This is a genomic window from Daejeonella sp., assembly GCF_017495225.1.
GTDB lineage: Bacteria > Bacteroidota > Bacteroidia > Sphingobacteriales > Sphingobacteriaceae > Daejeonella.
Window position 1 is genome coordinate 1 of the sequence record NZ_JAFEIG010000006.1, and the last position, 24,375, is coordinate 24,375.

The 24,375-nt window shown below is 36.1% G+C and carries 19 protein-coding genes; 14 read left to right on the forward strand and 5 right to left on the reverse strand.

What is annotated here, in order from left to right; translation table 11 throughout:
- Window positions 1-435 precede the first annotated feature (435 nt).
- The 6 genes from bamD (at window position 436) to QZ136_RS02755 (ending at window position 6,482) form a co-directional block, all read left to right on the forward strand.
- Complete coding sequence (gene bamD, locus QZ136_RS02730) at window positions 436-1,374, forward strand: outer membrane protein assembly factor BamD (protein WP_291400076.1); 939 nt, start codon at window positions 436-438, stop codon at window positions 1,372-1,374.
- A gap of 1 nt (window position 1,375) precedes the next feature.
- Complete coding sequence (locus QZ136_RS02735; protein WP_291400078.1) at window positions 1,376-1,702, forward strand: DNA-directed RNA polymerase subunit omega; 327 nt, start codon at window positions 1,376-1,378, stop codon at window positions 1,700-1,702.
- Between the two features lie 70 nt (window positions 1,703-1,772).
- A complete protein-coding gene (gene coaBC / locus QZ136_RS02740) occupies window positions 1,773-2,969 on the forward strand; it encodes a bifunctional phosphopantothenoylcysteine decarboxylase/phosphopantothenate--cysteine ligase CoaBC (RefSeq protein ID WP_291400111.1) in 1,197 nt (398 codons plus the stop codon).
- Window positions 2,969-3,868 (forward strand): DUF4835 family protein, encoded by a 900-nt coding sequence (locus QZ136_RS02745; protein ID WP_291400080.1) that lies wholly within the window; start codon window positions 2,969-2,971, stop codon window positions 3,866-3,868. The genes coaBC and QZ136_RS02745 overlap by 1 nt, the downstream gene beginning before the upstream one ends.
- Window positions 3,869-3,929: 61 nt before the next feature.
- Window positions 3,930-5,609, forward strand: a complete 1,680-nt coding sequence (gene recN, locus QZ136_RS02750; RefSeq protein WP_291400082.1) for a DNA repair protein RecN — start codon at window positions 3,930-3,932, stop codon at window positions 5,607-5,609.
- A 54-nt stretch (window positions 5,610-5,663) separates the two neighbouring features.
- Window positions 5,664-6,482 carry an SDR family oxidoreductase gene (locus tag QZ136_RS02755; protein WP_291400084.1) on the forward strand — a complete coding sequence of 273 codons (819 nt, stop codon included), beginning with the start codon at window positions 5,664-5,666 and terminating at the stop codon, window positions 6,480-6,482.
- A 64-nt stretch (window positions 6,483-6,546) separates the two neighbouring features.
- Here the strand turns inward: QZ136_RS02755 and QZ136_RS02760 are convergent, their stop codons facing one another.
- Both QZ136_RS02760 and QZ136_RS02765 read right to left on the reverse strand, forming a co-directional pair.
- Window positions 6,547-6,933: a hypothetical protein gene (locus QZ136_RS02760; protein WP_291400085.1), complete on the reverse strand. Its 387-nt coding sequence runs from the start codon at window positions 6,931-6,933 to the stop codon at window positions 6,547-6,549.
- A gap of 91 nt (window positions 6,934-7,024) precedes the next feature.
- The gene (locus tag QZ136_RS02765) at window positions 7,025-9,562 is read right to left on the reverse strand and encodes an ATP-dependent Clp protease ATP-binding subunit (RefSeq protein WP_291400087.1); all 2,538 of its coding nucleotides are present in this window, start codon (window positions 9,560-9,562) and stop codon (window positions 7,025-7,027) included.
- A 188-nt stretch (window positions 9,563-9,750) separates the two neighbouring features.
- Here QZ136_RS02765 and ettA point away from each other — a divergent pair, with 188 nt between their 5' ends.
- A complete protein-coding gene (gene ettA, locus QZ136_RS02770; RefSeq protein WP_291400090.1) occupies window positions 9,751-11,433 on the forward strand; it encodes an energy-dependent translational throttle protein EttA in 1,683 nt (560 codons plus the stop codon).
- 68 nt (window positions 11,434-11,501) lie between these two features.
- On the opposite strand, the gene QZ136_RS02775 is transcribed toward ettA, so the two are convergent.
- Together QZ136_RS02775 and QZ136_RS02780 are read right to left on the reverse strand one after the other, a co-directional pair.
- Window positions 11,502-12,929: an ammonium transporter gene (locus tag QZ136_RS02775; RefSeq protein ID WP_291400092.1), complete on the reverse strand. Its 1,428-nt coding sequence runs from the start codon at window positions 12,927-12,929 to the stop codon at window positions 11,502-11,504.
- A gap of 331 nt (window positions 12,930-13,260) precedes the next feature.
- Window positions 13,261-14,211 carry a TIGR01212 family radical SAM protein gene (locus QZ136_RS02780; protein WP_291400094.1) on the reverse strand — a complete coding sequence of 317 codons (951 nt, stop codon included), beginning with the start codon at window positions 14,209-14,211 and terminating at the stop codon, window positions 13,261-13,263.
- 53 nt (window positions 14,212-14,264) lie between these two features.
- Here QZ136_RS02780 and corA point away from each other — a divergent pair, with 53 nt between their 5' ends.
- The 7 genes from corA (at window position 14,265) to QZ136_RS02815 (ending at window position 23,191) form a co-directional block, all read left to right on the forward strand.
- Window positions 14,265-15,218 carry a magnesium/cobalt transporter CorA gene (gene corA / locus QZ136_RS02785; RefSeq protein WP_291400096.1) on the forward strand — a complete coding sequence of 318 codons (954 nt, stop codon included), beginning with the start codon at window positions 14,265-14,267 and terminating at the stop codon, window positions 15,216-15,218.
- 54 nt (window positions 15,219-15,272) lie between these two features.
- On the forward strand, window positions 15,273-15,545 hold the full coding sequence (locus QZ136_RS02790; RefSeq protein ID WP_291400098.1) for a hypothetical protein: 273 nt from the start codon (window positions 15,273-15,275) through the stop codon (window positions 15,543-15,545).
- Window positions 15,546-15,659: 114 nt separating this feature from the next.
- Window positions 15,660-19,022, forward strand: coding sequence for a methylmalonyl-CoA mutase family protein (locus QZ136_RS02795; protein ID WP_291400100.1), 3,363 nt, complete (start codon window positions 15,660-15,662; stop codon window positions 19,020-19,022).
- Entirely contained in the window at window positions 19,022-19,543 is a 522-nt protein-coding gene (locus QZ136_RS02800) for a PH domain-containing protein (protein WP_291400102.1), read from the forward strand. Before QZ136_RS02795 ends, QZ136_RS02800 begins: the two co-directional genes overlap by 1 nt.
- Window positions 19,536-20,996 (forward strand): PH domain-containing protein, encoded by a 1,461-nt coding sequence (locus QZ136_RS02805; protein WP_291400104.1) that lies wholly within the window; start codon window positions 19,536-19,538, stop codon window positions 20,994-20,996. Before QZ136_RS02800 ends, QZ136_RS02805 begins: the two co-directional genes overlap by 8 nt.
- A gap of 142 nt (window positions 20,997-21,138) precedes the next feature.
- Window positions 21,139-21,738, forward strand: coding sequence for a DUF1080 domain-containing protein (locus tag QZ136_RS02810; RefSeq protein WP_291400106.1), 600 nt, complete (start codon window positions 21,139-21,141; stop codon window positions 21,736-21,738).
- Between the two features lie 76 nt (window positions 21,739-21,814).
- Window positions 21,815-23,191 carry a Gfo/Idh/MocA family oxidoreductase gene (locus QZ136_RS02815; protein ID WP_291400108.1) on the forward strand — a complete coding sequence of 459 codons (1,377 nt, stop codon included), beginning with the start codon at window positions 21,815-21,817 and terminating at the stop codon, window positions 23,189-23,191.
- Between the two features lie 68 nt (window positions 23,192-23,259).
- On the opposite strand, the gene QZ136_RS02820 is transcribed toward QZ136_RS02815, so the two are convergent.
- Complete coding sequence (locus QZ136_RS02820; protein ID WP_291400110.1) at window positions 23,260-24,240, reverse strand: acyl-ACP desaturase; 981 nt, start codon at window positions 24,238-24,240, stop codon at window positions 23,260-23,262.
- Window positions 24,241-24,375: the final 135 nt, after the last annotated feature.

The window sequence follows — 24,375 nt, forward strand, 5'->3', positions numbered from 1 at the left end:
TTTTATTCACAACATTAACCTAACTGCCTGATAAAGAATCAATAAATTTTATTTGTCAAGGAATTGTAAAGGGATATGTTAAGCAAGATCTAATATCTATTATGATTAAATCTTGGTTTTATATAGTGAATGAACATTATATTTAGTTAATAAGCAACTGTTCTAGAGTAAAATTACATCCAAAATCTAAAATAATAAGACAATAATAGCTAGATAATCATATCACAGATATTGCAGAGAACCAATCAAAATAAGCTGAAGCCTAATTAATGTGCATATGATTAATTATCACAGTACAATAATAAGATGTTAAATTCTGTTAAAGATTTAATTCAATTAACTGAAAGAAATACATTCGTAGCTATATATATGATACATTATATAATAGTGGTTAAATAAAATTGATGTTTTACTGATTTACCTTATCTTTGCAGAATGTTAAAAAACAAGCTTAATATAACCATAAGCATATTACTAGTAGTTATTATTGCGTTTGCAGGCTGCAAAAGCAAATATGAAAAGTTACGCGCAAGCAGTGATACTGCTAAAAAATACCGTGAAGCCATTCGTCTTTACGATAAAAAAGACTATAATAAGGCCTTAGGTTTATTTGATGACCTAGTCCAAAAATATCGTGGCACGGCGGAAGCAGAAGATCTTTCCTATTATTTTGCATACACAAATTACAAAATGAAAGATTATGTCAATGCGAGATATCATTTTAAGAATTTCGCAGACACTTATGCTTCTAGTCCCAAAGCCGAAGAATGTCGGTTTATGGCTGCTTATTGTTTTTATCTTGAATCTCCAACCTATTCATTAGACCAAGAAAATACAATTAAGGCTATTGAAGCTTTACAATTGTTTATTAACCTTTATCCAAAAAGCGATAGAGTTACAGAAGCAAGTAAGCTAATCAGCAATTTACGTGGTAAGTTAGAACTGAAATCTTTTGCTAACGCAAAACTTTTTTTAGAAATCGGTGATTATAAATCGGCAGTAATAGCCTTTAGAAATTCGGCGAGTGAGTTCCCAGATACTAAATATGCCGAGGAAATGGAATTTCTTACCGTAAAAGCACAGGCTCTTTATGCGAAAGCTAGTTTAGAGATAAAACAAGAAGAACGCTACAATGAAGCAATTAATTTATTTGCCGAATTTGCGAAAAACTACCCTTCGAGCAAGTTTTTAAAAGAAGGTGAAGATATTGTTAAGAATTCTGAAAAAGCGATAATAGACGTTAGAAAGTTAATTGCTTTTCAAGAAGCCGAAATGAAAATTTATCAGGATAAGATCAAAGCTGCAGAAGCAGCCGCTGCATCAAAATCAAAAAAAACAGAAGAAACTAAAAAAGAAGAAACTAAAAACAAATAAAATGAGCACTACGAAACCAGCCATTCCAAACAGCACTATTACACGTGATGTTCGTGAATTAGATAAAACAACAGACAATATATATGAGTCGATTGTAATTATTAGCAAGCGCGCTAATCAGATTTCAAATAACCTGAAGGAAGAACTTCACGGTAAATTAGCAGAATTTGCATCTTCAAATGATAATTTAGAAGAGATTTTTGAAAATCGTGAGCAAATTGAAATCTCAAAGCACTACGAGCGTATGGCTAAGCCTTCTCTAATTGCTGTTGATGAGTTTTTAAACAATAAGGTTTATTATCGCAACCCTTCTAAAGAGCAAAACTAAAGCATAGGGGCATAGTTTTTTTAAAATACTATGCCCCATGCATGCTTTAAGATGGGTATATTCATGCCCTATGCTTACAAATAAAAATATATTGCTTGGTGTTTGCGGTAGTATCGCAAGCTATAAATCTGCTTCATTAACCAGACTATTAGTTAAGGCTGGTGCTAATGTTAGGGTGGTTATGACTAAGGATGCTTGTAATTTCATTACTCCCCTTACGCTATCCACGCTATCAAAAAACCCAGTTTTCTCCGAATATTTCGATCCCAAGTCAGGAACATGGAACAATCATGTTGAACTTGGATTATGGGCAGACATTCTAATTATTGCGCCTGCTAGTGCAAATACACTAGCTAAATTCGCAAATGGCCTTTGCGATAATCTTCTCTCTGCAGTTTACCTATCAGCAAAATGTCCGGTATATTTTGCTCCAGCAATGGACTTGGACATGTGGAAACATCCAGCAACTCAAAAAAATATTAGCTCATTAATGTCCTATGGCAATTTAATGATTAAACCTGCCTATGGTGAATTGGCAAGTGGCTTAACAGGCGAAGGCCGCATGGCCGAACCTGAAGAAATAATTCAATTTATCCTAGATAAATATCAAGAAGGGCTTCCTCTAAAAGGCAAAAAAGCATTAGTTACTGCTGGCCCTACCTATGAAGCCATTGACCCTGTTAGGTTTATCGGAAATCACTCTTCCGGAAAAATGGGTTATGCTATAGCAGAACAATTATCCGCATTAGGCGCAGAGGTTACTCTTGTTAGCGGACCAACAAGTTTAAATTTAACAGATAAACGAATTAATAGGATTGATGTAACATCCGCAGAGGAAATGCTTCAAGCCTGTCTATCTAATTTTAACAATTGCGACATCACCATATGTAGTGCAGCAGTTGCCGATTATCGCCCTAAAGAGGTAGCAAACCTGAAAATTAAAAAAGATAGTCCCGAATTCGGTTTAGATCTCATCAAAACTCCAGATATTTTAGCAAAGCTTGGACAAGAGAAAAAGGCAGGACAAATTTTAATTGGATTTGCACTCGAAACAAATAATGAAGTTGAAAATGCTATAAAAAAACTAGAGAAAAAAAATCTTGATTTTATTGTTCTGAACTCTATGAATGATGAGGGAGGTGCATTTAAGAACGATAATAATAAGATTACCATAATCGATCGCAATAAAAAACAAGAGAAATTTGAACTTAAACCAAAAAATGAGGTCGCAGTAGATATTTGCAAAAAAATACTAGATTTAATATAATGAAAAAAATACTGCTAGTCATCATATTGTTATTCATTGGTCCAGGAATTTACGCCCAAGACCTCAATGCACGCGTACAAATTTTAGCTCCTCAACTTTCTAATTCAAATAAACGAATATTAGATATGCTTGAGGCCAGCATCAAGGATTTCTTAAATGGAAGAAAGTGGACAACAGATGCATTACAGCCTCAAGAACGTATTGATTGCAATTTTGTAATCACAATTACCGATTGGGATGGATCGAGTAGTTTCAAAGCTGAAGCACAAATTCAATCTAATAGACCTATTTTCAATAGTAGTTATAATAGCACTTTATTAAATATTAGCGATAAGGACTTTGGATTTAACTATGCTGAGGGACAGCCATTAGACTTTTCAGACCAGAATTATATTGGAAATTTAAGCTCTTTATTGGCATTTTATGCCTATGTAATTACTGGGCTAGATTATGATAGCTTCTCTAAATTCGGTGGAACTCCTTATTTTCAGAAGGCAGAAACGGTTTTAAACAATGCACAAATTGCGCCAAATCCAGGATGGAAAGCATTTGAAAGCTTAAGAAATCGCTTCTGGCTTATTGAAAACCTGACTAACAAGTCTTATAACCCAATCCGAGAGAGCTTATATACCTACCACAGAGATGGCTTAGATGTAATGGCAGATAATAAATCAAAGGGCTTAAAAGCTGTTCTATCAATCATTCCGCAACTCCAGAAAATCGACAAATCAAAGCAAGGTTCAGTTTTAAACCAATTGTTTTTTACCGCTAAGGCGGATGAAATTGTCAATATTTTAAGTTCGGCCGACAGTCAAGATAAACTAAAGGCTGTAGATGCTCTTTCAGAGATTGACCCTTCCAATAGTTTAAAGTACGAATCTTTGAAAAAGACAAGGTAAAACCTTAAAAATTCAATCCATTTAAATCGAATTATTAATTTAGCAAAAATTTAACGCAAACATGCTCAAGCGACTTGCCATAAGGAATTATGCTTTAATTGATAATCTGGATATATCCTTCTCCAAGGAGTTAAATATTTTGACTGGAGAGACGGGAGCAGGTAAATCAATTATCTTAGGTGCTTTATCCTTAATTTTAGGTCAGCGAGCTGAAAGTAAATATTTCTTCAATCAGCAGAAAAAATGCATCATTGAGGGCACTTTCCTGCTCGACGGCTTCCATTTAAATGAGTTTTTTACTGAAAATGATCTTGATTTCGACCTTGAGACTGTCTTGAGAAGGGAAATTTCATCTGACGGAAAAACCAGAGCATTTATTAATGATACACCTGTTAATCTGGCTATTCTTAAAAAGCTAGGTGAAAAATTAATAGATGTTCATTCTCAGCATGCAAGCCTCGAAATTAATGACGAAGAGTTTCAGTTATTAGTAATTGATACGGTAGCTGGAAATCAGAATCTATTAAACAACTATCGAAAGGTATATAAATCCTATAAAAAGGCGCAGACTCAATTAAGAGACTTAATAAGCCAAAGTGAGCAATCTAAGGCTGATTTAGACTATTTTCAATTTCAGTTTGAGGAGCTCGAAAAGGCAAAACTTATCGCTGGCGAGCAGGTAGAACTTGTAAAAGAACTTGATGCCTTAAGTCATGCAGAAGATATTAAGAAGAATTTACTAAATGCCATTTCAATTTTAAGTGAAAGTGAACCCTCGGCGATTGCACAAATTAAAGAGGCCGCAATTAGCCTCGCTAATGCTGAAAAATACAAAGTAGAAGTCGCAGTTCTTACAGAACGCCTTAATAGCTCTTTAATTGAAATCAAAGATATTTTATCTGAGATTGAAGATATTGAACAAGGTAGTATGGTGAATGAAAATAGGTTATTAGAGCTCAGTGAGCGCCTAGACTTAATTTATTCACTTCAGAAAAAGCATCGTGTTTCATCAGAAATGGAGCTAATTGCTATTCGCGATGAAATTTCAAATAAGCTCAATGGAATTCTTTTTGCAGATGAAGATATCGAGAAATTAAAAGTTGAAGTTGATAGACTCTATAATGAAGTGCAGGAACTTTCAGCTCAACTAAATAGTAGTCGCGCCGAAAGCATTCCCAAAGTTGAAGCATCCGTAATGGCTACATTAGCTGAGATAGGCATGCCAAATGCAGTCCTACAGATTCTGAATGAGACCCTTCCAACCGGCAAATTTGACGAAAATGGCAATAATCAAATCAAGTTTTTATTTAGCGCCAATAAAGGTCAGGCGCCATTGCCAATGAATAAAGTGGCATCAGGTGGTGAACTTTCAAGATTGATGCTCAGCATTAAATCGCTTATCGCAATGCATACAGCACTTCCTACCATTATTTTTGACGAGATTGATACTGGAATATCTGGTGAAGTAGCCCTAAAGGTGGGCCATATCATGGAAAAACTATCGAAAAACATGCAAGTAATTGCTATTACACATTTGCCACAAATAGCAAGCAAAGGTGATTCGCATTACCGCGTGTTTAAAGATGAGCAAGAAGAAATTACCCGTACAAATATTAATGAGCTTAATCAGGAAGAACGTATATTAGAAATTGCTAAGATGCTAAGTGGGGATAATCCTGGAGAATCGGCAATGCAAAATGCTCGTGATCTAATTTTAAATTCTAAAGGGTTTAAGAATTAGAGATTATTGATAAATTTGCATTTTATTTAAGAGAAAAAACAAAAATTCAATTATATGTATAATTTACTAAAAGGTAAAAGAGGAATCATCTCCGGTGCTTTAGATCAAAATTCAATCGCATGGAAAGTTGCCGAAAGAGCACATGCAGAAGGTGCTGTATTTGTGCTAACCAATGCACCAATTGCAATGCGTATGGGCGAAATTAATTCGCTAGCTGAAGCAACAGGTTCTCAGATTATTCCTGCTGATGCCACAAGTATTGAAGACCTAACCAATTTATTCACTCAGTCGCAAGAGGTTCTAGGCGGAAAAATTGATTTTGTTCTTCACTCTATCGGGATGAGCGTTAATATTCGTAAGAAAATCCCTTATCCTGAGCTTAACTACGATTATTTTCAAAAAGGAATAGATGTTTCTGCCTTGTCTTTACATAAAATGCTTAGCGTAGCAAAGCAATTAGATGCCATCAATGAATGGGGAAGTGTTGTTGCACTAACATATATGGCTGCACAACGTACCTATCCATTTTACACAGATATGGCTGATATCAAAGCAATGCTTGAATCTATTGCAAGAAGTTTTGGTTATCACTATGGTTTGGATAAGAAAGTACGTATCAATACAGTTTCTCAATCGCCTACAAAAACTACTGCAGGGACTGGAATTAAAGGTTTCGGAAGTTTTTATGACTATGCGGATGCCATTGCGCCACTAGGTAATGCTGATGCTGAATCATGTGCAGATTATTGCATCACTTTATTCTCAGACTTAACTCGTATGGTTACGATGCAGAATTTATTCCATGATGGTGGATACTCATCAACAGGAGTTAGTGATGATGTAATGTACAGATTAGGTGTAGAAAATAGCTAAACCTAATTATAAAATAGAAAAACCCGAAAGCATTCGCTTTCGGGTTTTTTATTGGAAAAATTTTTTAGATAGATTCTATAAGCACAATTTTAACTTTTATAGATCCTGGAGGTGAAATTACTGCCAGTCCATCAGAACTTTGAATTTCAATTACTATCTGGCCAGAACGCGTTAAATAGCTATAAGAAATCCCATCATAAACCTGCGGAATCTGCTCATAGGTCCCATTTTCGAAGGAAACATAAACTAAAACTCCTCCATAATCGTTGAAATAATTATCAATTTCAGGCATATTAATAGAAGCCGTATACGATTTGCCTCCATTTAACTTAATCCAATTCCCTGCATTCAAATTGGTAATAATCGTACGATTAGGGACAATCTGTTCTTTCTTACAAGAAGAACCCATAACAAGAACAAATAAAGCGAGCAACAGAATAGACTTTTTCATAATAAAAACAGGAAATGCCTGTATAATGAAGACGAAAAAAAAAGGGGAATGGTTGCATTAACCATTCCCCTTTACTTAAATAATATTAAGACTATTCTTCTTTTTTCTCTTCTTTCTTCTTCTTTGTGGTTTTCGCTTTGCTTAGGATTCGGATTTCTTCCTTTTCCTTATCATAATCAACCTCCAAAGAATCACCTTCTGCCAACTCACCTTTCAAAATTTCTTCTGCAATTGGATCTTCTAAATGCTTTTGAATGGCACGCTTCAATGGACGAGCACCAAAGTTAGAATCGTATCCTTTCTCAGCGATGAAATCTTTAGCCGCATCAGTAAGCTTGATTGTATAACCAATGCTCTGAATTCTATCGAATAAAGCTTTCAACTCAATATCAATAATCTTGAAAATATCCTCTTTAGTTAATGAATTAAACACAACCACATCATCCACACGGTTCAGAAACTCGGGCGCGAAAGCACGTTTCAAGGCATTTTCAATAACACCTCTAGAATAAGTGTCTGCCTGAGAAGCCTTTGCTCCAGTGCTAAATCCAACACCTTGTCCGAAATCCTTCAACTGGCGTGCACCAATATTGGAAGTCATGATAATGATGGTATTTCTAAAATCTACCTTACGACCTAAACTATCAGTCAGCTGGCCTTCATCAAGCACTTGCAACAAAATATTAAATACATCTGGGTGTGCCTTTTCAATCTCATCTAAAAGAACTACGGCATAAGGCTTTCTTCTAACTTTCTCAGTAAGCTGTCCGCCTTCTTCATAACCAACATATCCTGGAGGCGCACCAACTAAACGAGATACAGCGAATTTTTCCATATACTCACTCATATCTACCTGAATAAGAGCATCTTCAGTATCAAACATAAAACGTGCAAGCTCTTTAGCTAACTCAGTCTTTCCAACACCTGTCGGACCAAGGAATATGAATGAACCAATAGGCTTTTTAGGATCTTTTAAGCCCGCACGTGTACGCTGAATGGCTTTCGTTAATTTTTTAACTGCATCTTCCTGACCAATAACTCTACTGTTGATAGCGTCAAACATGCCGAGTAATTTAGCACTATCGGTCTGCCCTACTCTCTGAACAGGAATTCCAGTCATCATCGAAACAACCTCTGCAACATTATCCTCAGATACGGTATAGCGCTTAGTTTTTGTCTCAGCCTCCCACTCACTTTTCGCTTTTTCAAGTTCTTCAAGCAAGTTTTTTTCAGTGTCGCGAAGCTTTGCGGCTTCTTCATACTTCTGACTGCGAACTACTTTGTTTTTTTCTATTTTAATCTCTTCGATTTTCTGCTCCACATCAATAATATTTTGTGGGACATGTATATTGGTAAGGTGAACACGTGATCCAGACTCGTCGAGAGCGTCAATAGCCTTATCGGGAAGGAAACGATCTGTAATGTAGCGTGCAGTGAGACTTACGCAGGCATTAATTGCCTCATCTGTATAAGTTACACCGTGATGCTCCTCATATTTCTCTTTAATTCTATTGAGAATTTCGATTGTTTCTGCAGGAGTTGCTGGCTCAACCATTACCTTTTGGAAACGACGATCAAGGGCGCCATCTTTTTCAATAAATTGACGATACTCATCTAAAGTAGTTGCTCCAATGCACTGAATTTCACCACGAGCAAGAGCTGGTTTGAACATATTTGAGGCATCTAAAGACCCAGATGCACCACCTGCTCCAACTATTGTATGAATCTCATCAATAAAAAGAATCACATCCGGAGATTTCTCCAATTCATTCATGACAGCCTTCATACGCTCTTCAAACTGACCGCGATATTTTGTACCCGCAACCAATGAAGCCAAATCAAGCGTTACCACTCTCTTATTAAAAAGTACACGAGATACCTTTCGTTGAACAATTCTTAAGGCTAGTCCCTCTGCAATAGCAGATTTACCCACTCCCGGCTCACCAATAAGTATAGGATTATTCTTTTTACGACGTGACAAGATTTGAGAAACACGTTCTATTTCCTTTTCACGGCCAACAATTGGGTCCAATTTGCCATCTTCTGCAGCACGCGTTAAATCGCGGCCAAAATTATCTAAAACTGGAGTTTTTGATTTTATATCAGATACCTTTTTCGGCTGACTAAAGCTTTCCTCTTCTCTTAAATCATCTTCACCTGCAGCAGAACTTTGAGGAGCTTCATCTCGGAAACCATCTTTATTATTCTCGACCTCCGTTTTAAATATATCATAGTTAACATTATACTGCTGAAGAATCTGAGAAGCAATATTATCTTCATCACGAAGAATTGAAAGCAGTAAATGCTCCGTCCCAATAATATCGCTTTTAAATATCTTTGCTTCGAGATAAGTTATCTTTAAAACTTTTTCTGCCTGCTTGGTTAGCGGAATATTGCCGAGATTAGCCGTAGTGCTAGATGTACCCTTTACAGAGTCTTCTACAGACTTACGCAATCTAGCAGTATCAACACCTGCATTCTTTAATATTTTAATTGCCATCCCATCCCCTTCTCTTATGAGGCCAAGCAATAAATGCTCAGTGCCAATATAATCATGACCCAGTCGCAGGGCTTCCTCTCTGCTATATGAAATGACGTCTTTAACGCGTGGTGAAAATTTAGCTTCCATTATATTACCTTTCTATAAGTATTAACGCCCTAATGTATAAAATTATTAGCTTAATAAACCTGACGTTCGTAGAACATTTATCAACAATTAAGCCATTCTATAAAAAACGCAATTCTAAACATATCGCATAATAAAGTTGACATGTCTCTGACTAAAATACGATATTTGTAGATCAATAATAAACACAAATGTCAGACGAAAAAATAATTTTTTCTATGGCTGGGGTAAATAAGATTTATCCCCCACAGAAACAGGTACTTAAGAATATTTATTTGTCATTTTTCTATGGTGCTAAGATTGGTGTCATCGGACTAAATGGCTCGGGGAAGTCGTCCCTATTAAAAATCATTGCTGGATTAGACAAATCATATCAAGGAGAAGTTGTTTTTTCGCCGGGATATACTGTTGGTTATTTGGCTCAGGAGCCTCAATTAGATGCCCAAAAGACAGTTAGGGAGGTTGTAGAAGAAGGTGTTGCCGCAATTACTGCCTTATTGAAGGAGTATGAAGACATAAACGAGAAATTCGGACTCCCAGAAGTGTATGAAAATGCCGATGAAATGGATAAACTCCTTGCAAGACAAGGCGAATTACAAGATCAAATCGATGCCAGCGGAGCATGGGAGCTTGATAGTAAGCTAGATCGGGCAATGGATGCTCTTCGCTGCCCAGAGCCAGACACAAAAATTGCCACTTTGTCAGGGGGTGAACGCAGACGCGTGGCACTATGCCGATTATTATTACAAGAACCCGATGTTTTATTATTAGATGAGCCTACAAACCACCTTGATGCTGAAAGTATCGATTGGCTTGAGCAACACTTAAAACAATATAAAGGAACTGTTATCGCCGTTACTCACGACAGATATTTCCTTGACAATGTTGCTGGATGGATTCTAGAACTCGACCGTGGCGAAGGTATTCCTTGGAAAGGAAACTATTCATCTTGGCTCGACCAAAAAGCAAAAAGGCTAGCTTCTGAAGAAAAAACTGAGAGCAAACGTCAAAAAACACTGGAAAGAGAGCTTGAGTGGGTTCGAATGGCCCCTAAAGCTCGTCATGCCAAATCGAAAGCGCGTTTGTCTAATTACGAGAAATTAGCTTCAGAAGATACCAAGGAAAGAGAAGATAAGCTGGAATTATTTATTCCGCCAGGACCAAGGCTCGGAAATCTTGTTATCGAAGCGCAAAATGTAACCAAAGCTTATGGTGATAAATTATTATTCGACAACTTAAGCTTTGCACTACCTCCAGCAGGGATTGTAGGTATTATCGGACCAAATGGAGCTGGTAAAACAACCTTATTCCGTTTAATAACCGGACAAGAAACCCCTGATGCAGGATCATTTAGAGTTGGGCCAACCGTTGCATTAGGCTATGTAGATCAAATGCATGATGACTTAGATGCAGAAAAATCAGTTTGGGAAAATATAACAGATGGACAGGAAACTATTTTACTTGGGAATCGCCCGGTAAATTCGAGAGCTTATGTTTCTAAATTCAACTTCAATGGTGCAGATCAACAGAAGAAAATTTCCGTGCTTTCTGGTGGAGAAAGAAATAGAGTTCACTTAGCCATAACTTTAAAGAAAAGCTCAAACGTTCTCCTTTTAGATGAGCCTACAAATGATATCGACGTAAATACATTAAGAGCACTTGAAGAGGGATTAGAAAATTTTGGTGGTTGTGCTGTAATTATTTCGCACGACCGTTGGTTTTTAGATAGAGTATGTACGCATATACTCGCTTTTGAAGGCAATTCGCAAGTCTATTATTTCGAAGGCAATTATTCTGAATACGAAGAGAATAGAAAAAAACGAACGGGTGATGTTCAACCACATCGAATTCGATATAAAAAACTCACAGATTAAATACCAAAAACCTACCGTTTCTATTCCGCGGTAGGTTTTTTTTGTTTTAAATTGCTCCTAATAATCTATTATTCAGCTTTAAAAGCAATCGAATTTAATTTCCCAAAATCATTATCTGTTTCAGTCTCATAAGCATCTCCTTTATTACTTACAATGAGGGTGCCTTGTGAATATTTTTCATTATGCTGTGTAGCATCCAATCCTTCTTCTTCATCTTCAGAACTTACACGAATAGGTTGAATCAAATTGATGAACTTAAAAATAATAAAAGACATCGTAAAACTGAATACAACAACTATCAACAATGCTTTTAGCTGAGTAAAGAAAAATTCAGGATTTCCATATAAAAGTCCGTCAACTCCCTCAGGATTAACAGTTTTAGTAGCAAAAACTCCCGTTAAGAGCATGCCCACTATTCCGCCAACACCATGGCAAGGAAAAACATCTAAGGTATCATCAAGTTTAGTTTTTGATTTCCAATAAACGGCCAAGTTTGAAATTAAGGCAGTGAAGGCACCAATAAAAATACTTTGAGGAATAGCCACAAATCCGGCACTTGGGGTAATAGCAACCATGCCAATAATGGCACCAAGACAAAAACCTAATACAGATGGCTTTTTACCACGAAGTACATCAAAAAACATCCAAGATAAACCTGCTGCGCCTGCCGCAACATTAGTAGTAGCGAAGGCAGAAACAGCTAGACTATTAGCACCAAAGGCAGACCCCCCGTTAAATCCGAACCAACCAAACCATAATAAACCGGTTCCAATTAAAACATAAGGGATATTTGCAGGTGGGATTTCACGACGCTCTACGTGCACTCTTCTACGCTTTAACACTAATGCCCCTGCTAGTGCAGCCATTCCGGCAGAGATATGAACAACTGTCCCGCCAGCAAAATCAAAAGAACCCATTTTAAATAGAAAGCCGTCCGGATGCCAAGTCCAATGTGCTAGTGGCGTATAAACAAGCAGACTAAAAAGACAAATAAATAGGATGTAAGATGTAAATCGAATTCGCTCGGCAACTGCACCAACCACCAAACCGGGAGTAATAATGGCGAACATTAATTGAAAAAATGCAAATAATGTTAGTGGGATTGTGGGCGCCAAACTCCATGGAGCACCTGAATTTACTCCTTTAAAGAAAAGAAAATCTAAAGGATTACCAATTAAACCACCTAATGAACTACCAAAAGCCAAACTAAATCCGACAGTAATCCATAAAACACTTACAACCCCAGCAGCTACCACACTTTTTATCATGGTAGAAATAACATTCTTGCGATGCACCATTCCACCATAAAACAGAGCTAAACCAGGTGTCATTAAAAACACAAGAGCAGTGGCAATTAGCATCCATGCAATATCTGCAGCATTATATTGAGATGTATCCTCGAAATTCGGAACAGATTTAATAAAAATAGAAGAAATTGCAATGCAACACAAGATAAAAAAGGGAGCAATTTGCTTAATGTCGAATTTTATGGCCATTTTTCTAAAATATTTTTAATTATTTTAATAATTAACCAAAAATATGATAAATAAAATCGAATATTCTTATTAACTTAAAAATATTTTAAAATTTGCTTCAATTTTTATTAAAATAATTTAATAAATAGCCAATATGATAGACTATTTATAAATTTTTTAATATTATATCTAGATTTTTATCAAATTAATATAAAAAACTGATGGCTTTTTTGAAAAAATAAAGAATAAACGATCCAAAAAAAAAGACAATTAACATTAAAATGTCTTTTAAAAAAGAAAATAATTAGAATTTTAAGAAAAATTAATAGAAAAGAGCCTAAAAAAAATAATTTTAAGCAGATTTATACTTACTACCCTGAACAATTCCCTTTTGTTCTAATTTCTTATCGATATAAGTCTGGATTTCCGATTTTTTCATTCCCCAGTTAGGAGCAATTAATAAATCATAATCTGCAAGACCAAACAGGCGCTGTAAAACAATATCTGGTCGTAAAAGAGGAATAAATTCAGCTATAAAATCAGTGTATTCATCAATTGTAAAGACCTTAAATGGATCTCGAGCATATTTTGAGCCCATTATTGATCCTTTTACAATATGAAGATGGTGTAGTTTAACAAATTTAATTTGCGGGAATCTATTAATCTCATCCGCATAGCGAAGCATCATTTCATGGGTTTCCCAAGGGAATCCAAAAATAGTATGAACACAAATATCAACTTTAGTATTTTGAGCGAGCTGGACAGCATTAATGAATTCTTGATGACTGCAGCCCCGATTTATTTGCAGCAGAGTCTCATCATAAATCGACTCCATTCCCATTTCCAAATCAACATCAAAACGATCGGCATAACTCTCAAGCAGAGCCAGTTTTTCAAAATCAATACAATCTGGTCGCGTACCAACCGATAAACCAAGAATATTTTCTGTATTTACACTTAATGCTTCATCATAAAGCATTTTTAAATAATGCGTTGGCGCATAGGTATTGGTATTGGGCTGAAAATAAACAATAAACTTTTCGGCTTTATAATTTTTAATAGCCCTTTCCATTCCCTGCTCAATTTGATCACGAATGGCTGGCAATTTTCGCGAAAGCTCAGGTGTGAAGGAATCTACATTACAATAGGTACAGCCGCCATAGCCTTTACTCCCATCCCGGTTTGGACAAGTAAATCCGCCATCAGCAATAATCTTATAAACACGCTGGCCATTGTACTTATTTTTAAGATAAGCGCCATAATGATTATAATTTTTAATTCCGTAATCTAAAGGTGTTCCCAAAGTTATATTTTTGCAAAGATACAAAAAATCAATCTTACCCTTAAAATAAGACTATGCTCAGGATTTACTATAAAAAAGATAAGCGTCTTGCAAAAGAAAGTGATATCACATTATTGGAGTCAATCCCACAAAATGACCTTGTTTGGGTAGATCTTCAAAATTCGACGGTTGAAGAAAAGGTTACTATTGAGAATTACTTTGATATCAAATATTCATCCGTTGAAGAATCAACAGAGATTGAAAGTTCATCACGCTTTTATGAACTTGACGATGAATTAATTATCAATTCAAATTTTCTTTCACTAAAAGAGCAGGAATTCGACTATTGCCCAGTTTCAATAATATTAGAAAAAGGCATCCTTTTTACCTATCGGGATGATAATTTGAAAACCTTTAGAGAATCCGTAAAAAAAATCAAATCAAACCCTGGAGCATTTACAAATGGTTATCACATCTTATTAAACATCCTCGAAACAGGAATTGAGCAGGATGCTGATATCATTGAGGGACTAGCAAAAGACATTGCCGATCTCAATAAAAAACTCACCTTAAATAGGAAACGATCAGATGAGGAGATACTCCTAAAAATTGCGTCTTTTCAAAACTATAACATTTTAATGCGTGAAAACATCATCGATAAGCAAAGGTTAGTATCCTCCTTAATGAAAAGCAATCTTTTCCCAGAAGAATACATGAACGTTTTGCGAATCATGATCAAGGATATCGGATCACTTATTGAGCATAATAAATTTGCATTTGAGCGTTTAGAGTACCTCCAAGACACATTTATGGGTTTGGTAAACATTGAACAGAATAGAATTATTAAAATATTTACCGTTGCCACTGTTGCCTTTATGCCACCTACCCTCATTGCGAGCATTTATGGGATGAACTTCAGCTTTATACCTGAACTCAACTGGGATTATGGGTATTTATTCGCCATCGGACTTATGATTCTGTCATCGGTATTAACCTTAGTTTATTTCAAAAAGAAAAATTGGCTTTAAATTCAGAAACATTCAAAACGTTTATTTGTTGTTTATAGACAGGCATTTTATAAAATGCTTTCACCTAAACAAATGAATGTGAAGATGAAAACAATTGCAAAAAACAAGTCGAAAGAAAACAAACAAGGGAGTTCTAAGTCTAACCTTGCATTCAAATCAGAAATTACGGAGCTGAAGCAAAGAGGGATCTCAAACAGCGGTGGCCAGATGTCTTATCAAACTGATAACAAGCAAGCTACGGTCAACAAAGGCAATATCAACTCCATGGTTCAAGGAAAAAAAAAGGCTCCCAAAATGCCAAGTAAACACAAACCTAAAAAAGGTTAAAAAATAGGGGCAAAAATTGCAATTGCAAATTTGCCCCTATTTTGTTTCTTATCTGTCTTTTATCACACGGCATAGCAATTATTCTTACCTTTGCAGAATAATTAGGACTAACCAATGACCGAAGTTTATAAACCCAAACACAAGATACGTTTTGTAACAGCAGCTGCTTTATTCGATGGGCACGATGCTACTATCAACATCATGCGCCGTATTTTGCAGTCCTCAGGAGCCGAAGTAATACACCTAGGCCACAACCGTTCCGTTTTGGAGGTTGTTAATTGTGCGATTCAGGAAGATGTGCAAGGCATTGCCATGACTTCCTATCAAGGTGGCCATAATGAATATTTCAAATACATGTATGACCTACTTCAAGAAATGGGAGCTGGGCATATTAAAATATTTGCAGGTGGTGGCGGAGTAATTCTTCCCGAAGAGATTAGAGAATTAAAAGAATATGGCATCTCACAGATCTACTCTCCAGACGACGGACGTAAAATGGGTCTACAGGGAATGATTAATGACATGCTCCAACAATGCGATTTCCTCACAAGAAATAGCCTCAATAATGAACTCAAGGGAATTGAAAAAAAGGACAAAAAAGCCATTGCAGCAGCAATAACATTGGCCGAAAACCACCCAGAGCAGACTGAGCAATTCCTAAAAGAACTTAAAAAAATCAATGCAGGAAAAGTAATTCCAGTTGTTGGCATCACCGGAACAGGTGGCGCAGGAAAATCATCCTTAATCGATGAATTAGTCAGACGTTTTTTAGTCGAAACCGATAAAAATATCGCCATTATTTCCGTAGATCCATCCAAAAGAAAAAGTGGAGGCGCTTTATTGGGCGACAGAATTAGAATGAACTCTATTAATAATTCTAGAGTTTACATGCGCTCGCTTGCAACTAGACAAGCTAATCTGGCACTTTCGAAATATGTTCAAGAATCTATCGATATATGCAAAGCAGCTGGATATGACTTAATTATCGTCGAAACATCTGGAATTGGCCAATCCGATACAGAAATTACTGAACACGCTGATGTTTCATTATACGTAATGACTCCCGAGTTTGGAGCTGCCACACAATTGGAGAAAATCGATATGCTCGATTTTGCGGACTTGGTTGCTATCAATAAATTCGATAAACGTGGTGCATTAGATGCAATCAGAGATGTAAGGAAGCAGTTCAAGCGTAATCATCATCTTTTTGATACTGCAGATGAGGAATTACCTGTGATAGGTACCATGGCTTCTCAGTTCAATGACCCGGGAATGAATAAGCTATTTGCAGAATTGATGCAAGCCATTTTAAGAAAAACCGGATTTGATTTCAAAGCTAAAATGGAGCTAAGCTCGCAGCAATCTGAGAAAAACTATATCATCCCGCCAGATCGCACGCGTTACCTTGCCGAAATTGTTGAAGCTAATGCAGATTATACTACTTGGGTAAATAAGCAATCTAAAATTGCACAACAACTCTTCCAAATTCATGGCGCAATAGGCCTTGCAGAAGAGTTTAAGCAAGAAGAAACGATAAAATCGCTCAAAGAAATATACATTCAGCTAGAACAAAGTTTAGATCGTGAATGTAAGCGACTCTTGGAAGAGTGGCCCGAAACCATAAAAAAATATAAAGCAGACAATTTCATCTACAAAGTACGTGATAAAGAAATAAAGCAATCTCTTTATACCGAATCCCTATCAAAACTACGTATTCCGAAGATCTCATTGCCTCGCTATGAAGCTTGGGGTGATATTCTAAAATGGATACTAACTGAAAATGTACCTGGTGAATTTCCATTTGCCGCAGGTGTTTTCCCGCTAAAACGAGAGGGTGAAGATCCAACACGAATGTTTGCAGGTGAAGGCGGACCAGAAAGAACGAACAAACGCTTCCACTATGTGTCATTGGGACAACCAGCACATCGCTTATCAACGGCATTTGACTCGGTTACACTCTATGGAGAAGATCCCGACATCCGACCAGATATTTATGGCAAAATTGGGAACTCAGGTGTCAGCATTGCTACGCTTGATGATGCGAAGAAATTATATAGCGGATTTGATTTATGCCATCCATCTACGTCGGTTTCTATGACAATAAATGGGCCAGCACCTATGCTTCTTGGCTTTTTTATGAATGCGGCCATCGACCAGCAATGTGAGAAATACATCATTGAAAATGGATTAGAAGAAGAAATAAAAGTAAAAATCGATCAGATTTTTAAATCGCGCGGAATTCCGAAACCCTCCTATCGGGGCAAACTTCCAGAAGGGAATAATGGTTTAGGTTTAATGCTTTTAGGGCTCACAGGAGACCAAGTTCTGCCGGATAATGTGTACCAAAAGATTAAAGCTTACGCCATTGCTAATGTAAGAGGTACCGTTCAAGCGGATATTCTTAAAGAAGATCAGGCGCAAAACACCTGCATTTTCTCAACCGAATTCGCTTTAAGAATGATGGGCGATATCCAGAAATATTTCATTGATAATCAAGTTAGAAATTTCTACTCAGTTTCAATCTCTGGCTATCACATCGCAGAAGCAGGTGCAAACCCAATTTCTCAGCTAGCATTTACCCTAAGTAATGGTTTTACCTTTGTTGAATACTATCTAAGCAGAGGAATGCATATTGATGAATTTGCGCCTAATTTATCCTTCTTCTTCTCCAATGGCATCGATCCAGAATATTCAGTAATTGGTCGCGTAGCAAGAAGAATTTGGGCTAAAGCAATAAAACATAAATACAATGGCAATGACCGCTCTCAGAAATTAAAATACCATATTCAAACTTCTGGAAGATCATTGCATGCTCAAGAAATCGATTTTAACGATATCAGGACCACCCTACAAGCATTATATGCCATTTACGATAATTGTAACTCTCTTCATACAAATGCTTATGATGAGGCTATAACCACGCCTACAGAAGAATCTGTTCGTAGAGCGATGGCCATACAGCTCATTATTAATAGAGAACTAGGTTTAGCGAAAAATGAAAATCCACTTCAGGGCGCATTTATCATTGAAGAGCTTACTGATTTAGTAGAAGCTGCGGTTCTTGAAGAATTTAAACGCATTAATGATCGTGGCGGAGTGCTTGGCGCGATGGAAACCATGTACCAAAGAAGTCGTATTCAAGAGGAATCACTTTATTATGAGACACTTAAACACGATGGAACATTCCCAATTATTGGGGTAAATACATTCCTCAATAAGAATGGTTCTCCAACAATTATCCCTTCGGAGGTCATAAGAGCTACAGAAGAAGAGAAAAAATTCCAAATTTCGGCATTAGAGGCATTTAAAAATAGGAATAGCGAATATTCCGCTAGCTTATTAAAAAGCCTTCAGCAAAAAGCTGTCGCAGGAGAGAATATTTTTGAAAGTTTGATGGAAGTTTGTAAGGTATGTTCCTTAGGTCAAATATCTCATGCTTTATATGAAGTTGGAGGTCAATATAGGAGGAATATGTAATGCAATTTTCAAATTCAGAGCTAGATATTACCACACTCCCAAAAGCAGAGGATGCCAATTTAATTCCTATAGATGAGCGATATTATACAGTTGTAACTTATTATCAAGTATTTTATTGGTTCATAATTTTCATTGCTACCTTAATTGTGGCGATTCTAAATGAAGAATTTCATAGCTGGATTATGGCTGGAATAACACTAGCCGCATATTCCATCCTTTGTTTCTTAAACTTCAGATTAAGCTATCTTAATTTTAAAAATAAGGCCTATGCCATCAGAGATCATGATATTCTCTATCAAACAGGCTGGTTAAATAAAAGCTTACATGTTTGCCCTTTTAACCGTATCCAACACTGTTCTGTTGATGCTGGTGTATTTGAAAGAGATTTAGGCATCAGCAAACTGAAAATATACTCTGCCGGAGGCAATGATTCTGACATTGTTATTCCTGGACTAAGTCAGGAACAAGCAAATGATATGCGGGATCTGATTATTTTAAAGAATCAGCAGGAGAATGAATAATATTTTTCAGACTGAGTTTAGGCGTCAGCCAATTAGTGCTTTCGGACATATTATTTTTAAAACAATAGTCCAACTAGCCAAAAATTTTTGGCCCTTTTTCCTATATATAATCATTAAAGCAGATAGAGAAAAAGATACGGGCGAGGACTTTATCTACCTAATTTTACCGGGATTTGTTTTATTTAAATCATTATTGGATTATTTCTTCTTTAGATTTAAAATCACTGAAGATGAAGTACAAGTAAAAAGTGGGATTTTCTCTCGCAAGCAAATAACATTGCCATTACATAAGATTCAAACTGTACACATAAACCAAAATTGGGTGCAAAAAATCTTTAACCTATCTGAATTATCCTTTGACAGTCCCGGCTCAACGAAAGAAGAAATTAAAATTCAATTCCCTAAAACAGATGCCGAAGCCTTAATGGAGTTCATCCTCCAAAAAAAGAAGAGCGAAGAAGATGTTGAAAATAATGATGAAATTATTTCAGAACTAAACTTCAAAGATCTGTTAAAATTAGGCTTTACAGCCAATCACTTTGAAACGTTATTAATTCTTATCGGACTAACATTCTCATTCCTAAATAATATCAAAGGCTTAATGGAAGATTATGAAAGTTTAATGGAAGACTCCACGAATAAATTTGTGGAAAGTGGCGTATTTTTAATTAGCATGGGACTAATTGCTGTGTTAATTATTTCCATTTTAGTTTCCTTAATTCGGACAATCATCGCATTTCTAAACTTTCAAATTGCTAAAAACACCCAAGGGTTTACAATTAATAAAGGCTTAATTAATAATTCCCAAAAAGTTTTGCCTTTTAAAAAGATTCAATTTGTATCATGGAAAACAAATTGGTTAAGAAAAAAAATCTCAATGTACCTTTTCGAATTTCACACTATCGGTGGAGTTGAAGTAAAAAACAATCTGAAAATTAATGCGCCAATCACTTCTGAAACTGCTCTAAACAGATTAGCTAGCACATATTACACTCATTTACCAATCAAATTCGAAAATAATTTGAGAATTGACAAATCCTATTGGATTAGAAAGACATTGATTAATGGTGTACTTCCTTCACTCATTCTATTATTCCCACTTCTTTATTTTGTAGAAGAAAAGCATTTTCTTTTCTTAGTTCCAGCTCTACCACTTTATCTATTACTAAACTATGGTTTGTACAGAAAAAAATTCCTCTTTTCTTGGACAGATGAGCTAATCCATATTCATACGGGAGTATTTGGAGAGAAAACAAGCCTTTTGAGATGGGAAAAAATCCAGTCCGTTAAAATTAGACAAAACTTATTTCAACAGAGTAAAACTCTCGCCGACTTAGTAATTCATACTGCTGGAGGAACTATAATTGCACCATATATTCCACTGGAAGCTGCCAGAGAACTACAAAATATAGCTTTGTATAAAGTGGAGACTAACAGAACTAATTGGCATTAAAATCACAATGCTTGCATAGTAATCAGAAAAAATCTTAAATCAACATTAATCTATTTATAAATAAGCTTAACACTTTGTAATTTATTAAATACGTTTTTGAAAACCCTTTTTAAAAACTATATTTAATTATAAATTATAAAAGATGAAGCAAATCCTATTTCTTATTACTTGCATTCTAATATCTACGAGTGTACAAGCACAGAGCAAACAAAAACTTTTTAACGGTAAAGATTTAAGTGGCTGGACCATCCATGGCACCGAAAAATGGTATGTAGAAAATGGGAATTTAGTATGCGAAAGCGGGCCCGATAAAAAATATGGATACCTTTCTACAGATAAAAAGTATAAAAATTTCATTTTGGAGTACGATTTCAAATTAGAGGCCAATGGAAATAGCGGGGTATTTATTCGATCTTCCATCGAAGGAACAAAAATTAGCGGTTGGCAAGTTGAAGTTGCTCCCCCAGGAAACGGAACAGGTGGCATTTATGAATCATACGGTAGAGGCTGGCTAACAAAGCCTACAGCAGAAGAAGAAAGTAGTTTAAGTGCTGATGGCTGGAATAGAGGTAAAATTGAAGTAAACAATGATGAGATTACTACTTGGTTAAATGGCAATCAAATCTCAAATATAAAAGATGCGAAAATAGGCGCAGCAACTGGTTTTATTGCACTTCAAATCCACGATGGTGGTGGCATTAAAGTAAGATGGAAAAACATCCATTTAAAGGAAATTAAATAAAAAATTAAAGCATATAAAAATAATTAGCTCGATTCCATTAAAAAATCAAGCACAAACAAAAATCTTAGAATATTAAATGAAAACAAATCCAGAATCATCACGCAGAGGCTTTATAAAAAAGTTAGCTACCTCAACGGCTGCTGTTGCGGTAGGGAGCCAAGTACTTGCAGCAAGTCCTGAAAACAATAATAAATTTATCTCAATTTCAAAAAGAGCAGAATTTAGTGCAAATGATCAAATAAACATCGCATTAATTGGTGCTGGTGGCATGGGTACGGGTGATGTAATGACCGCTTTAATGGTTCCTGGAGTTAAAATAGTTGCTGCATGCGATTTGTACGATGGACGTTTAAGAGATGCCAAAACACGTTGGGGACAAGATATTTTCACGACCAGATCATACAAAGAAATTTTAAGTCGCGCCGATGTTGATGCAGTTATTATTGCAACTCCAGATCATTGGCACCAACAAATTTCTATTGATGCCATGAGAGCAGGTAAACATGTGTATTGCGAAAAGCCAATGGTACATAGCATCGGTGAAGGACCAGCAGTAATTCAAGCACAAAAAGAAACTGGCAAAGTATTTCAAGTTGGAAGTCAGGGTGTTTCATCTTTAGGAAATGAAAAAGCAAGAGAATTATTAAAAGATGGAGCAATAGGAGAACTTAATTTTGCGGAAGGATTTTGGGCGCGCCACTCACCAGGAGGAGCATGGAATTATCCAATTCCAGCAGATGCTTCAAAACAAACAGTGGATTGGGAGGCATTTTTAAGTAATACCACCAAACGCGACTTTGATGCAAAACGTTTTTTTAGATGGAGAAATTACCGTGATTATGGAACTGGCATGTCAGGCGATTTATTCGTTCACCTGTTTTCTAGCTTACACTTTATTACGGGCACCTATGGGCCAAACAAAATTTATTCTTCTGGAGGCTTAAGATACTGGAAAGATGGCAGGGAGGTTCCTGATGTACTTCTAGGCATTTTCGACTATCCTGAACAGGCTGAAGCGCATCCAGCCTTCAACCTTTCATTAAGATGCAATTTCGTAGATGGTACAAGTGGTAATACCATTTTAAAGCTTATCGGAAGTGAAGGTGCTATGGATATTGGCTGGGATAGTGTTACATTACGTAGAAACAAAAATTTCTCAAAGGATGACCCTTTTTATATAGAAAGCATGAAAAAGGCAGGGACGCCTCTTACAGAACGAAAGAGAATACTTCCTCAAGAAGAATATACGTTTGCTGTTGAAAAAGGATATTTAGGAGCGCATTATGACCACTTCGCTAATTTCTTTAATGCTATCAGAACAAATACTAAAGTTGCTGAAGACGCTATTTTTGGATATCGTGCAGCTGCACCAGCATTATTATGCAATGATAGTTATAATAATGATACTGCTATTTTATGGAATCCAGAGAAGATGCAGTTAGTTAAGAAATAATTAAAATTTCATAAAAAAGCCCGACCTTAATAAAATAGGGTCGGGTTTCTTTTTTTATACGAATAAAATTAACCAGCTATCCAGCTAAATTTATACTCCAAAGAAGGATTTTTCATTCTTTCAGCGATTCTTAACAAACGATCAGGGAGGTTTATTACGTAATCACGTGCACGCTCACCAGCTTCATTTAAATCACGTAATTTTTCAATTTGCCAGTCCTCGATTAATGACTTCATAATCTGAACATAATCAACAGCAGTATAAACACCTAACCGCTGAGCGGCATCTGTAAAGTGACCAAAAGTCTGACCCATCTGTAAACCAACTTCACGAAGGAAGTGGGCTGGCATAACGATTTTATTACGCATCATATCCTCAAAAGCGATCATAGCTTCACTAGGATCAACCTCAAAAATACGAGACATAAAATCTTTATAAGCTTTAGCGTGACGAGCTTCATCAGAAGCAATTACACCACACATTTTTGACAATAAGGTATCACCCTCTTGCTTAGCTAAAGTTGCAACCCTTCTATGAGAAATATTTGTTGCAATTTCTTGGAAAGAAGTATAGATAAAGTTACGGTAAGGATCATGACCTGTACCAATATCAAAGCCATCAGCAATTAAATATTGAGTAGAAATCTCCATTTGGCGCATATTCACCCGACCAGAAAGGTATAAATATTTATTAAGAAGATCCCCATGACGATTTTCCTCAGCAGTCCATTGTCTCACCCACTTCATCCAACCATTATCTTCATCTCTGGAAATACCATCAACCATGCTCAACCAAGACTCATAAGTAGGTAAAGCCTCTTCTGTAATAGTATCACCAATTAAAACAGCTACTAAATCATAAGAAAGAGCTTCTGCATTTTCCTTAAGATCTTTAATTTCAGAAAAGAAGGTATCACGAGTGGAATCAGGCAAAAAATCAGATGGTTGCCAATTGGTGTCAATAGGTTTTAAGTATTCATGCATGTTCTCGAGCATATATTTTTCAATATGCACTAGTACTTCTCTGCGGGCTCCTATATTGATATTCATTTGATTAGATATTTGGCTAAAGATACAGATTAAGCCTGATTGATAGATAAAAAATTATCGAAAAACTATAGAAATACAGCTTTTACATAGAAGATGTTACAAACAAAAAACCCTCATCAGTTTTAGCTGTGAGGG

What these genes read in the sequence shown, in the direction of transcription:
- ettA (WP_291400090.1), top strand. Translation starts at nt 9,751, where the DNA reads ATGTCAGACGAAAAAATAATTTTTTCTATGGCTGGGGTAAATAAGATT.
- QZ136_RS02735 (WP_291400078.1), top strand. Translation starts at nt 1,376, where the DNA reads ATGAGCACTACGAAACCAGCCATTCCAAACAGCACTATTACACGTGAT.
- QZ136_RS02760 (WP_291400085.1), bottom strand. Translation starts at nt 6,933, where the DNA reads ATGAAAAAGTCTATTCTGTTGCTCGCTTTATTTGTTCTTGTTATGGGT.
- QZ136_RS02755 (WP_291400084.1), top strand. Translation starts at nt 5,664, where the DNA reads ATGTATAATTTACTAAAAGGTAAAAGAGGAATCATCTCCGGTGCTTTA.
- recN (WP_291400082.1), top strand. Translation starts at nt 3,930, where the DNA reads ATGCTCAAGCGACTTGCCATAAGGAATTATGCTTTAATTGATAATCTG.
- coaBC (WP_291400111.1), top strand. Translation starts at nt 1,773, where the DNA reads ATGCTTACAAATAAAAATATATTGCTTGGTGTTTGCGGTAGTATCGCA.
- corA (WP_291400096.1), top strand. Translation starts at nt 14,265, where the DNA reads ATGCTCAGGATTTACTATAAAAAAGATAAGCGTCTTGCAAAAGAAAGT.
- QZ136_RS02775 (WP_291400092.1), bottom strand. Translation starts at nt 12,929, where the DNA reads ATGGCCATAAAATTCGACATTAAGCAAATTGCTCCCTTTTTTATCTTG.
- QZ136_RS02765 (WP_291400087.1), bottom strand. Translation starts at nt 9,562, where the DNA reads ATGGAAGCTAAATTTTCACCACGCGTTAAAGACGTCATTTCATATAGC.
- QZ136_RS02790 (WP_291400098.1), top strand. Translation starts at nt 15,273, where the DNA reads ATGCTTTCACCTAAACAAATGAATGTGAAGATGAAAACAATTGCAAAA.
- QZ136_RS02805 (WP_291400104.1), top strand. Translation starts at nt 19,536, where the DNA reads ATGAATAATATTTTTCAGACTGAGTTTAGGCGTCAGCCAATTAGTGCT.
- QZ136_RS02820 (WP_291400110.1), bottom strand. Translation starts at nt 24,240, where the DNA reads ATGAATATCAATATAGGAGCCCGCAGAGAAGTACTAGTGCATATTGAA.
- QZ136_RS02810 (WP_291400106.1), top strand. Translation starts at nt 21,139, where the DNA reads ATGAAGCAAATCCTATTTCTTATTACTTGCATTCTAATATCTACGAGT.
- QZ136_RS02815 (WP_291400108.1), top strand. Translation starts at nt 21,815, where the DNA reads ATGAAAACAAATCCAGAATCATCACGCAGAGGCTTTATAAAAAAGTTA.
- QZ136_RS02745 (WP_291400080.1), top strand. Translation starts at nt 2,969, where the DNA reads ATGAAAAAAATACTGCTAGTCATCATATTGTTATTCATTGGTCCAGGA.
- QZ136_RS02795 (WP_291400100.1), top strand. Translation starts at nt 15,660, where the DNA reads ATGACCGAAGTTTATAAACCCAAACACAAGATACGTTTTGTAACAGCA.
- QZ136_RS02800 (WP_291400102.1), top strand. Translation starts at nt 19,022, where the DNA reads ATGCAATTTTCAAATTCAGAGCTAGATATTACCACACTCCCAAAAGCA.
- bamD (WP_291400076.1), top strand. Translation starts at nt 436, where the DNA reads ATGTTAAAAAACAAGCTTAATATAACCATAAGCATATTACTAGTAGTT.